Genomic DNA, 11,788 nt, shown 5'->3' on the forward strand with positions numbered 1-11,788 from the left:
GCTTCGCACCCCGCCTTTTGAGCGACGCACGTGACCGTAGGCTACTATTGACGGAACAATAGGTTTAATCTGATCTGAATGATATTTGTTACTTCATTTAATTGTTAAACAATTACTTACACGACCTCTTGTCGCACATATTGATTGTAGATGTGATTGCATGAGAGCAGCAATCCTACGGGAGCGGCGAATGAAAGCCGACAATCGGAATGCTCCGTCGAGAGGCGTTCGTAGCGGTCATCCGTACGAACGCTGCCGGGGAGGTCGTCCAGATCGGAAAGCGTATGCAGGCACAACGCCTTGTCGCCGATCCACATCCGGTCGGGATCGAGACGCATGTCCTGCAACGGGGTCTTCCCGGACGGTGACAGCGTGAGATAACGTTCGAGGATTCCCGAAGATTCGGGAGTCCCGGCAATCTCGTCCGCTCCGAGACGCCGCAGCCGGATATGGCCGCTCTCGCGGACGATGCTGGCGAACTGCTCCACAGCTTCCAGAAAGCGCGTCGTCGTATCTTTGTCCTGCAACTCTTTCGGGACGAGCGTACCCCGGCACAGCACACTGCAATCGCTCTGACGGCGGCTTTGCGCACGGGTTGTCTTCGTAATGAACAGGTAGCAGGTATGATGCAGAAAAGGTCGTTCGTTGAAATGCCGCTCGAACGACCGGCTCAAGAAACTCAAATCGTCTTTCCCGATGTCGGAACGATATTGCTCCTGAACAAAAATATCCTGCTTGTGCACCACGGTATAGTCCGGAAGCACCTTCACCGCTTTGAGCCATACGCCGTGCAGCGCTTCATATTCCTGCGAAGAGACGGTAAACAACTCCGGAAGCGTAACCTCGAACGCCACCGTGATGTTGGCGTCTTTAGAGAGGATACAATCGTGTTCGACCTTTCAGATCGGGAATTTCCGTTCGAGGGTTTCGGTTTTCAGGGTGTTTTTCATGTTTTTAATGTCGGTTTAGAATTCTTGCCACACTTTTTCGGGAGACGATACATCGCGGGTGCCGCCGTGCGGCGAGGAGCTTCATCAGTCCGTAAGACCCGTACTTGCGGTTCAGACGGAAGGTCAGCGCCACAAGTGCGCCACCCAGCCCCACGCCCGCGACAAGGCACGCCACCTGATCGACCCCGCCCATATAAAGTACGATTACGAGAATGAAAACGGCGAGCAGGCCGCCGGCGAAGAGGAAGAGGTACTGCGCCCGCAGACCCTTGAACTCCACCTGGCGGCCCACGCCTTTATTGATTGGATATTCGGCCATCGTCTAAAGGAAAAACGAACGCAGAATCGTGGCGGCGACGATCAGGAAGATACAGGCTCCGAACCAGCTCGCAGCGGTTTTAGACGTATCCGGATCGCCCGAACTGAACTTCTGATAGACCCGGACTCCGCCGATCAGGCCGATGACGGCGCCGATGGCGTAGATCAGCTTGGTCGCCGGGTCGAAATACGATGTGACCATCTGCGTAGCCTCCTGAATGCCGGCCATGCCGTTGCCTTGCTGCGCTGCAGCGTGCTGCGCCGTGGCGAGCAGTCATACGGCGATTCATGCCGAACTGAAAATGAGTTTTCTTTTCATGGATGATTGTGTTTTTTAATTCGACTTCAGATTCTCTCTCCGGGCGCTGGGCCCGTGATTCATGCGTGCTGCTCATCCTGCCGTCAGCCTGAATCGTAGTATCCGGGAGCTTTCATAGCTTCGCATTTTTTAAGTTGAACAATCTATTTCGGAGCGGCAGCCATACGCTGCGCCGCTTCCTTCTCGGCATCGTCCAGATAACGGGCGATGATCGGGCTGGCGCCGGAGATGGCGTCCATGAGTGTGCGCTGCACTTCCGTATGGCGGATGTCACGCAGCACTCCGGCCAGGGTTTGCCGCTGCTCTTCAGGCACGGCCTGCCCCTTGCACAAGGCGAGGATGCAATCCAACTGCTGCGGAGTGAAACTCTGCGTCCCGGCAGGCGGGGCCGTCGTTTCGCATCCTATGTCCATCACCTCTTCGATCGCAGCTTCGCGCGTCAGGGTGTTCTCTTCCTCCGCGGTGAGCGCCGTAGGTTCCTTATGCATCCATCCCTGAACGGTCGCTTGCACGGCGCGATGTTCCTTATCGCCGTCGCTTGCCGGTACAAATGTATGGTCGCTTTTGTCTGAATTGTTCCCTTTGCGCCGGGAGTGGCGTGACACGGCGCGTGCTGGCGTCCGCTGACCGGCGCCGTAATCCCGGGTGACGACCAGCGCATCGTCTTTAGGGGTAACGGCCGCCGTCCGACGCCTGCGGCGGCGCGGCGGGTCGAGACGGTCGGCTTGCCGCCGATACCAACGCGCCAGCGCCCGGCACGTCGGCCCGAAGCAAATCTCGCCCAACTCGCCCCGGAAGAGGAACTTATCCAGAAACAGGTAGCAGAACAGCACGAGGAACAGCACGACGAGAGTTTCCGTGATTTTCATAACGGGTGTCATTCTTACAGAATTTTATTGAGTCCTTTGGAGCAGAGCGACCGTATTTCCGTTCGGTGCCGCTCGAAGTGCTGTTCCAATACGTTGTCGATGAAGTTCCCGACCGTAAAACGCCGGGTGCCCGCAACGCCCACGAGGGTCGTGATCTTGCGGTGCAGCCGCCGGTCGATGTAGACGCATTGCCGCGCTTCGGAAGGAGTATTCTTCAGAAACCGCGACGCATAGTCTTCCGCATCCGAACGCCTAACGCGCGGCTCCGAAGCAGACGCTTCCGTCGGCTCCGGGGCTATGGCATCTGACGCCGAGGCAGCCGGTTCGGGGCCGGCCATCAGGCTGCGCAGGTATTCTTCGTCGAGCTCCTGCCGGACAGGCACTTTCCTACTCATGGCACGGAAGTTTCAGAACGGCGCAGATCTCCGTCATCAGGCGGTCGAAACCGCACTCGGCGACGAAAGCCCGGTCGGGCGGCAGCAGCGTACACCGGTACACCGGGCCGCCCGCTTCCTGAATATCCTTGTTGAAGTTGCTCCGCACGGGAATATGCGTACGCAGATGCCGCAGCCCCAACTGATCGAGGACTTTCTCGTACTGCTCATAGAGCGGCGTCCGCTCGCGGCGATCCACCAAGTTCCAGAACAGGAACAGCTCCCGAAGATGCGCCCGTCCCGTCTTGATCAGGCGGTCGTTGAGAACAGAGGCGAAATTGAGCGTGCTTTCCAGTACAATGCGGTCGGCCTTCATCGGAATAAAGAGGTAGTCCAACTCGACGATCGTGGAGAGCACGCCTTCGTTGCCCACCGTTCCCGGAAGGTCGAACAGCACGACATCGTATCGTTCTTCGGCGACGGCGGCCCATTTCCGCCATTCCGCCATTGCTTCGGAAGGTTTGCAGCAGAGAATACGATAAGGCTTCACCCCTTTGTTCTCGGCGAGCGAAACGAGGAGTCTACCGTAGATCGCCGAAGATTGCACGACGGCCTTGTCGCGGTTCGAGAGTTTGAGGATGGAGTGCTGCGGGTAGTCGCAGTCCACCACCGCGACGCGGATGCCGTGCAGGTAGTGCAGCCACGAGGCGGCCAGTACTGTGAGGGTCGATTTGCCGACGCCCCCTTTCTGGGAGGCGAAAGCGATGCATAACGGGTTCTGTTCCATACGAGAATAATTAAGCGATTAATATTTAACTTGTTTCGATACGCGGATACGTACTTGCGTATTCACGTATCTTCGGCGATTCATACGCTTTTGCGGATTCACATACTTTTGTCGGCAGATACGGATATAAGCTGTCACATACGAACTTCGGCATCTATGCAGACATCTATATCCGTATCCGCATAGCCGCGCAATGACGGAGGTACGGGAGTAAGAGACTACGCGGGCAGGTAGATTCGTAAGTACTGATCCGCGCACAAAGAAAATGAGAAAACGCCCCCGTTCGGCGGCTCCGAAAACGGGTGGCGCCCAAAGGCGCGTATCGGCGTCCGTTGGCAGGTATATATCCGATACAACATAAGATAAAACGCTCTACCTTTGTCTCCGAAAAGAGTAATCCCGCCGCGACGCCGAAGGCGCGCACCTTCATCCGGCCCTTGGCCGGATTTCTATATGCGCCCGCATATAGCAAGGGGTACTTTCAGCGGCTCGGAATATTCCGAGCCGCCGAAAATGCTGCCGCAACCTGCGGCGCGGCGGACGGTTACTCCCGAGTCGTAACCTCAAAACACGGATGCCCTATGGATGCTGCCGATAAACCGACCTCCGTTGCGGGCCGCAAAGCCCTCGACGACCCGCGCATACACCGCTATTACGTTCGCCTGACAAGCGAGCAAAACGAGCGTTTCCTGCGCATGTACGAACAGTCCGGGATGAAGAATAAAGCCGATTTCATCTGCCACCGCATCTTCGGATGACCTTTTACGGTCGTCGTTAGGGACAAGAACACCTACGATTTCTATGTCCGGCTGACGGGATTTTACGCCCAGTTCCGGGCTGTCGGGGTGAACTACAACCAGTGCGTCAAAGCCATACACACGACCTTCGGCGATAAGAAAGCGTTGGCCTATCTCTACCGCCTGACGCTCGAAACACAACGGTTGGAACAACTCGTGAAGGCGGTCGTCGAACTTACGAAGGAGCTGCTGCAATGGTGCCGAAAGTAAACTCTGGGGCCAATGTCTACGGCGTACTCCAGTATAACCGCATTAAGGTCGAAGCCGGCGAAGGCCGGATATTATACATGCAGGGAATACCCGAACGCAGCGACGGCAGGTTCAGTATCGAGGAGTGTGCGGAAGCTTTCGGGTACTACACGGCGCTCAATCCCCGTGTCCGAAAACCGGTCGTGCATTTCTCGCTCAACCCCTCGCCCGAAGACCGGCTTTCGGAAGCGCAGCTCACGCGACTTGCCGCCGAGTTCATGGAACGCATGGGATATGGCCGCCAGCCCTACGTCGTCTTTCTGCACGAAGACATCGCACGGCGACACATGCACGTCGTCTCGGTGAGGGTGGACGAGCAGGGCCGGAAGATCGACCACAACAACGAACTGCGGCGCGCCATCGTCGTATGCCGGGATTTGGAGCAGAAGCATGGGCTGCATGTGCCCGAAGACGGCGGCGTGCAAGCGGAACCGGAAGAATTGCACCGGGTCGATTACCGTCGGAGCGATCTGAAGCATCAGCTGCGCAATGTCGTGATGACGCTCAAACAGCAGTACGGATTCCAGTCCCTCGCGGAGTTCAACACGCTGCTCGAACGCTATGGCCTCGCAGCCGAAGAGATCCGAGGCGACGTGCGAGGCCGACCGTATCGGGGGCTCGTTTACCACGTGCTCGATGATGACGGGCAGCGCACGGGAGCGGCGGTCAAAGCGTCCCGGCTGGGCGATTTCTTCGGATGGAAGGCGCTGGAAGAAAAATTCGACGCCTCGAAACAACGGCTTCGGCAATATCCCGAAACGCTCGACCGCACACGCCGCGAGATCGACCGTGCCCGGAGCGGAGGCCGTGACCGCGAAGCGTTCACGGCCGAACTTCGGGAGAACGGTATCGACGCTGTTTTCCGGGAGAACGACGCCGGGCGGATTTACGGAGTCACCTTCATCGACCGCACGACACATCAGGTGTTCAACGGCTCTCGGCTCGGAAAGGAGTATGCGGCTAACGCTTTCGAGGCGTGGTTCAACGCTCGGGAGCAAGAGTCGTCCACACCCATGCCGGAAGAGTTACGGCCGTTGCCGCCCCTCGAACCGCCCCTGCCGGGACTATCTTCGGTCGAAGAGTTCGAGAAGTACATCGAGACCCATTACGTTTCGATGCCCGACGTAATAGGCGAACTCATGGAATATACGCCTGAGAAGGAGTGGGAAACAGCTCCCGAATACCGGCTCTTCCCCCGCAGGAAGAAGCGGCGGCGGAAAATCCGGAAAAGAATTTAACCACCTCAATACGTTACGATCATGCAAGAAGAAGACGATCTGCGCGGCTTGGCCAAAGTCGCGGATTTCATGCGGGCGATCAGCTTTCTGTTTCTCGCCATTCACATCTACTGGTTCTGTTACGAGTGGTTTGCGCAGACAGGATGAACGATTTCCGTCGCAGACCGCATCCTGCAAAATTTCCAGCGGACGGCTGCCTTGTTCTCATCGACGCTCTGCACCAAACTCTTCTGCACGGTATTTCTCGCATTGTCGTGCATGGGAAACCGTGGCGTGAAGGACGAGAAAATATCGAGGAAGCATATCGCCGCGGCAGGCGGCATCGGCATACTGCTATTCTATGGCAACGGCTGGCTGCTCGGGATGAATGTCGCTACGACCCTGCGGGCGGCGCTTTATACGGCGACGCTGCTGGCGGGATTCCTCGGCATGCTGGCGGCCGGGCTATGGAGCAGCCGTCTGCTGAAAAACCGTATGACGGATGATCCGTTCAATGCCGAAAACGAGAGTTTCATGCAGGAAACACGCCTGCTGAAAAACGACGATTCGTTCAACTTCCCGACCGAGTTCGTCTTCCGGAGACGCAGGCACAGCGGATGGATCAACGTCGTGAATCCCTTCCGGGCGAGTATCGTTTTAGGAACGCCCGGCTCGGGAAAATCCTATGCCCTCATCAACAACTACATCAAGCAGGCCATCGAAAAGGGATATGCGCTCTACGTCTACGACTTCAAGTTCGACGACCTGTCGGTTATCGCTTACAACCATTTGCGCAAGAACCTCAAGGCTTACGGAGCGACGCCGCCGAGATTCTATGTCATAAATTTCGACGATCCGCGCCGTTCGCACCGATGCAATCCGCTCGCGCCGAATCTCATGTCCGACATTACCGACGCATACGAGGCCAGCTATGTCATCATGCTTAATCTCAACCGTTCGTGGATACAGAAGCAGGGAGATTTCTTCGTCGAATCGCCGATCGTGCTGCTCGCGGCGATCATCTGGTTCCTGAAGATTTACGACGGAGGAAAATACTGTACCTTTCCCCATGCCATCGAACTGCTGAACAAACCCTACGAGGAGTTATTCACCGTATTGATGGCTCACGAGGAGTTGGAGAACTATCTTTCGCCCTTCGTGGATGCATGGAAAGGTGGAGCCGCAGAGCAGCTGATGGGGCAGATCGCCTCGGCGAAGATTCCCCTCTCGCGCATGATCTCCCCGCAGCTCTACTGGGTCATGTCGGGAGATGACTTTACACTCGACATCAACAACCCCGAGGAACCGAAGATTCTTTGCGTGGGAAACAATCCCGACAGGCAGAACATATACGGCGCGGCGCTCGGATTGTATAATTCGCGCATCGTCAAACTGATAAACCGCAAGAAGCAGCTCAAAAGTTGCGTGGTGATCGACGAGCTGCCGACGATCTATTTCCGAGGGCTGGACAACCTGATCGCAACGGCGCGTTCCAACAAGGTTGCCGTGTGTCTGGGTTTTCAGGATTTCAGCCAGCTAAAGCGCGACTACGGAGACAAGGAAGCCGCCGTGATTCAGAATACCGTAGGCAATATCTTCAGCGGGCAGGTCGTAGGAGAAACGGCCCGGACACTCTCCGAACGATTCGGAAAGATCGTGCAGAAACGACTGTCCGTGAGCATCAACCGCAGCGATACCTCGACGTCGATAAACACCCAGCTCGACAGTCTTATTCCTGCGTCGAAAATCTCGACGCTCTCGCAGGGCGTGTTCGTCGGGGCTGTGAGCGACAACTTCGGAGAGGAGATCGAGCAGAAGATTTTCCATGCCCGGATCGTCGTGGACAACGACGCCGTGAAAAAAGAAATGGCGGAGTACAAACCCATACCCGAAATATCGTCGTTCCTCGACACCGACGGACGGGACATCATGCAGGAGAAAATCAAGGAGAATTACCGCCGCATCAAGCAGGATGCACTCGACATTATCGAAGCCGAGATGAAACGCATAGAGAAGGATGAAAAATTAGCGGAAAAGTTATTGAAAGAATAAAAAAGAGTAATACACGATGTACTTGATAAAAACAAGAGAAATCAAATTTTACAATATTAGAATGTTATTCTTTTCCAATTTGCCCGATGTATCTGGATACTAATTCTCCCATCTGTTTTTCTCCTTTGGGTCTCATCAAACGATAAAACCACGTTGGAATTGGCTGATTGGTTTTTCGATGAGAGTATATTTTATTTTGAATTGCGTTCAACGCTTTCCACGTAATTTTAGAAGGCATATCCAAATAATCATCAATAATTTCATTGAGAGATTCGAGATTACGGATAGTCTGATTATAGCTCTTGCATTTCAAATACGCGCATCGTCCGATAGGCATTATTGGCAATATTATTGAACATAGGACAATATGAAGAGAGTGGTTATTAAGCAACGAAAAAATAATTATTAAAACGGCTGATAAAAAAGCGAAAAATAAAAGTCCATTACGATAGCATAATCTCAATTTTTTATCATAAATACAATTAATTTTTTGACAAACTAAAATAGCCGGTTTGAGTTCTAATTTAGATATTTCAACTGGATACCAATTTCGTAATGAATCTGTTATATTATAACCGTACTCTGTAATAAAAGATGAATCCAATCGTTTCCCTATTGTAATATAATCCCACTCCATCCCAAAAACTGTCGTATCGAACATTTGTTGCATTTTTGCAGCTCGTTCAATATTTTTATCTTTATAGTGATCCAATATGAACCCCATTATAAAAGCAATTAAATAGTACAAACTAATAAAGGGTAAAATTGAGATATCTACTATTGTTTCAACATAGGAAAATGCGACGACTAAAGCTATACATATTATTATGTTGGAGGTATCAAATCGCTTGGCTAATTGATATAAACGTCTTTGGGCAGCAAGTAGTTGTAATGCCGACGTATTATTCTCCAATTGTACAATGTTATTCATAATTTGGAAATTCTGGGCCAAATATTTCTCTCCACTTTTCTATAGCACTTTTTTGATCATAATTCAATTCAAATGTTATTGCATCACATGCTTTTTGATAGGCTTCTAATGCTTTTGTTGCTATTTTATCTTTATCTGCCAGTGGTAATAAATTTAAATCGCCATCAAAACCTTTAGGATCTAATACTGGTGCATAGATACCAAACTGTAAATGATGCCAGAAATTGCGCAAGTTCAATTTTAAATTCGTATCTATACTGGCTTGTAAAGCAAAATAATTCAAAATAATATTTTCAAAAAGATATGAGGGAATAGTTGGCATTTGAACTCTGCGATTCCAATATTTCAATGTTCTCACAATTTGATTAATCTGCCCATTATGTTTTTGATTTATAGCAATTATTCTATCTTGGTCTATTGGTGGATTCGTTGGTTTCCAATTACCATTTCCATCTGGAATTAAATAAAATCCATGAACAGTATAAAATGCAGGTACAATATCAAAATTCCATTCATATGAATTCAATTTCAATGTAATGGCTTCTTGACATCTATGAATCTCAGCAGAACTATAATGTTCAATATCTTGTAATCTACCCTTTATTGCTTCAATTACTTTTCTTGAATTCAATAATCCATTATCAGATAAATTTTGCAATCGAATACTTGCGTTATTCGTATAGATATGACACAATTTTGAATTTATTCGTTGATATGTAGCATTATCGGCAGCCAAACAGTATATTAAATCTATATCATCTAATGGTCTAATTTTGGTATTTCGTGCAAATGAGCCATATTTAATATGCTTCTCTTTGTAGGTTTTAGGACAATTTCCATAGTTATTGGGAAGATTTTCCAATCTATCGTATAACCAATCTCTGCTTGCCCGAGCACGGGTTGTTCTATCAGGTTCTAAGTTTACAACGTTTTGATTAAAAGTTGTAAATGCAGCATTAACTGTTATTGCCATATTCTTTATGAAATTTTATTGCTAATATACAAATAATCATCAATACTTTTAGTTTTTCTATAACTAAATTCGCCAAAATTTGCCACTCCGCGCCTCTTCCCGCCAGAAGGGGCGCGTTTGGTGTTATGAACTGGAAAAGGTCTTATCTTGCCGGCGGATTTTCACCATTCATTCAATTTACTCATTTAATATTGGCATTATGGCAAGAGAACAGGAAAAGCTATCGAAGGACGTGCTGGCCGTCCTCGACAAAAAGACGAACGATCTGCGTCTGGTCAGCGAAATGAACGAGCAAACGGGAGAGTTCAACACCGTGAGCACGGCTCCGGGCGATCGGCGCAGAGCCCTTTCGTTCGACAGCCGAACGGTTTTGGGAACCTTTTTCGAGAACCTTCGCAACCAATACGGACGCCCGTCCGACCTGGGCTGAAGTTTCTTTCGGATCGGTACCGAAAAACTCGACCGTATCCTCGATTCCATCATCCAAGTCCGCGAAGGCAAAGATCAGGACGGCTCCCTGGCCAAAGAGGTCTCCGACTACGAACTCAACAACGAGGGGCGTATCGCCAAGTTCGCCGACCGCTATAAGTTCGAGGAACGGGAACTTCCGTGGGATCAGATTCAGGCGTTGGGTCTGAACAAAGAAATCCTGCTGGAGAATCAAAGCATGGGCGACATCCTCAAGGGACGTATTCCCAACAAACTGGTACCGCTAAAACACAAGGTGGACGGCCGCTGGGTCGATTTGGGCCTCGGCACGATTTCGCCGATCCGCGACGATGCAGGCAATGTCCAACTCCGTATCTTCACACGTCTGGACGAGCCGCAGTACAAAATATCGCCGTATAAGGAGCTCTTCACGGACAAGGAAATCGAGCGCCTCGAAACCGACGGACATCTGGGTTCCACCAAGAAAATGAAAGATTTTACCTCGGGCCGCGAGTGCGAGTGTTATGTCAGCGTCCATGAGGCGACGAACCGTCTGACGACGCTTCCGGTCGATGCGTTGACGCTCCCCACCCGAATCTACGGCAAAGAGATCGGCGACGACATCGAGGCGCTGCGCTCCGGCAAGGAGATCTTCATCGAAGACATCCACCTCAAGGACGGCCGGGTCATCTCGGGCCATGCCCGCGTGGACGCCAACCGCGGAGACGTGGTGTTCCGCAACGACAATAATCCGCATCTGCGCATCCACGATACGGTTTTCGGAGTCAAGGTAAGTGCAGACATCCAGGCAAAACTGGCCAACCACGAGGTCGTCTTCATTCCCGGCATGAAAGTCGGCGGCAAGACGATCAGCACCGACCTTCGTTACAGCGACACGGGCCGGCCCCTGTTCGGCAACAACGCCCGCAATTACCGTTCGCGTCTGGGCGAGGAGAACCCGCGTCCGCGCCAGCGCGTCCGCCGGCGTCTTCCGTCGCTTCCCGGCGCACAACCCAAAGGCATGAAAATCGGTTAGCCGTTATGAAACGACACGTAGAAGAGAACGAGTTGCCGTACTTCGCGGCAACTCTTACCGCTTATTTGCGCGAAAGCCATCCCGAACTGCTCTCCGACAAACACTTCATCGCCGAGCGGAGCGACCATGCGGCCCAGACCTATGAACGTGCCGTTCGCAACGGCAACAGCGTCTACGAGGCATTGGAACTCTCGAACGCCGTTCTGTACCAAGACCTGCGTTTTTCGAAATACGATGCGATCTTCGAGGTCGTGTCGGAATGGTTCCCGGAGGTCGCAGCCCGGCAGCGCACCGCTTTCTGCCTGAAACTGCTTCCCGTCTGCGAAGAGGCGTTCGAGATGTACGACCTGACCGACGACTTCGAGAGCAGCCCGTCCTATAAAAATCTTCTATTGGAACTCACCGGACTCATCCAAACCCACATCGAACTGCATGGCATACAATAAAAGGAAACATCTGGAGGCGAACATCGCCGCCCTGCGTATCG

The 11,788-nt window shown here is 52.1% G+C and carries 11 protein-coding genes and 3 pseudogenes; 6 read left to right on the plus strand and 8 right to left on the minus strand.

The window, feature by feature from the left end:
- Positions 1 to 134: 134 nt before the first annotated feature.
- From BHV64_RS01780 to BHV64_RS01805, 6 genes and pseudogenes are all read right to left on the minus strand, one after another.
- A pseudogene (locus tag BHV64_RS01780) lies at positions 135 to 881 on the minus strand (TraG family conjugative transposon ATPase); the annotation flags it as partial.
- 73 nt (positions 882 to 954) lie between these two features.
- Positions 955 to 1,269, minus strand: a complete 315-nt coding sequence (locus tag BHV64_RS01785; protein ID WP_217727846.1) for a DUF4133 domain-containing protein — start codon at positions 1,267 to 1,269, stop codon at positions 955 to 957.
- A 3-nt stretch (positions 1,270 to 1,272) separates the two neighbouring features.
- The gene (locus tag BHV64_RS01790; RefSeq protein ID WP_278808954.1) at positions 1,273 to 1,542 is read right to left on the minus strand and encodes a DUF4134 domain-containing protein; all 270 of its coding nucleotides are present in this window, start codon (positions 1,540 to 1,542) and stop codon (positions 1,273 to 1,275) included.
- 188 nt (positions 1,543 to 1,730) lie between these two features.
- The gene (locus BHV64_RS01795; RefSeq protein ID WP_217727845.1) at positions 1,731 to 2,468 is read right to left on the minus strand and encodes a hypothetical protein; all 738 of its coding nucleotides are present in this window, start codon (positions 2,466 to 2,468) and stop codon (positions 1,731 to 1,733) included.
- Positions 2,469 to 2,470: 2 nt separating this feature from the next.
- Complete coding sequence (locus BHV64_RS01800; protein ID WP_118406290.1) at positions 2,471 to 2,851, minus strand: DUF3408 domain-containing protein; 381 nt, start codon at positions 2,849 to 2,851, stop codon at positions 2,471 to 2,473.
- On the minus strand, positions 2,844 to 3,617 hold the full coding sequence (locus BHV64_RS01805; protein WP_149886025.1) for a ParA family protein: 774 nt from the start codon (positions 3,615 to 3,617) through the stop codon (positions 2,844 to 2,846). Before BHV64_RS01805 ends, BHV64_RS01800 begins: the two co-directional genes overlap by 8 nt.
- Positions 3,618 to 4,198: 581 nt before the next feature.
- Between BHV64_RS01805 and mobA the strand changes: the two are divergent.
- The 3 genes and pseudogenes from mobA (at position 4,199) to mobC (ending at position 7,932) form a co-directional block, all read left to right on the plus strand.
- Positions 4,199 to 4,624: pseudogene (gene mobA / locus BHV64_RS01810) on the plus strand (conjugal transfer protein MobA).
- On the plus strand, positions 4,609 to 5,901 hold the full coding sequence (gene mobB / locus BHV64_RS01815) for a conjugal transfer protein MobB (protein ID WP_217727843.1): 1,293 nt from the start codon (positions 4,609 to 4,611) through the stop codon (positions 5,899 to 5,901). The pseudogene mobA and the gene mobB overlap by 16 nt, the downstream one beginning before the upstream one ends.
- A gap of 21 nt (positions 5,902 to 5,922) precedes the next feature.
- A pseudogene (gene mobC, locus BHV64_RS01820) lies at positions 5,923 to 7,932 on the plus strand (conjugal transfer protein MobC).
- Between the two features lie 64 nt (positions 7,933 to 7,996).
- On the opposite strand, the gene BHV64_RS01825 reads toward mobC, so the two are convergent.
- Positions 7,997 to 8,863 carry an S-4TM family putative pore-forming effector gene (locus BHV64_RS01825; RefSeq protein WP_217727842.1) on the minus strand — a complete coding sequence of 289 codons (867 nt, stop codon included), beginning with the start codon at positions 8,861 to 8,863 and terminating at the stop codon, positions 7,997 to 7,999.
- On the minus strand, positions 8,856 to 9,836 hold the full coding sequence (locus BHV64_RS01830) for an SMODS domain-containing nucleotidyltransferase (protein ID WP_217727841.1): 981 nt from the start codon (positions 9,834 to 9,836) through the stop codon (positions 8,856 to 8,858). The genes BHV64_RS01825 and BHV64_RS01830 overlap by 8 nt, the downstream gene beginning before the upstream one ends.
- 199 nt (positions 9,837 to 10,035) lie before the next feature.
- Between BHV64_RS01830 and BHV64_RS01835 the strand changes: the two genes are divergently transcribed.
- From BHV64_RS01835 to BHV64_RS01845, 3 genes are all read left to right on the plus strand, one after another.
- The gene (locus BHV64_RS01835; RefSeq protein ID WP_138265192.1) at positions 10,036 to 10,266 is read left to right on the plus strand and encodes a hypothetical protein; all 231 of its coding nucleotides are present in this window, start codon (positions 10,036 to 10,038) and stop codon (positions 10,264 to 10,266) included.
- A gap of 132 nt (positions 10,267 to 10,398) precedes the next feature.
- Complete coding sequence (locus BHV64_RS01840) at positions 10,399 to 11,301, plus strand: DUF4099 domain-containing protein (RefSeq protein ID WP_281520886.1); 903 nt, start codon at positions 10,399 to 10,401, stop codon at positions 11,299 to 11,301.
- Between the two features lie 5 nt (positions 11,302 to 11,306).
- The gene (locus BHV64_RS01845) at positions 11,307 to 11,747 is read left to right on the plus strand and encodes a DUF1896 family protein (protein WP_141418257.1); all 441 of its coding nucleotides are present in this window, start codon (positions 11,307 to 11,309) and stop codon (positions 11,745 to 11,747) included.
- Positions 11,748 to 11,788 lie beyond the last annotated feature (41 nt).

This window comes from Alistipes sp. 56_sp_Nov_56_25, from assembly GCF_001915285.1.
GTDB lineage: Bacteria > Bacteroidota > Bacteroidia > Bacteroidales > Rikenellaceae > Alistipes > Alistipes shahii.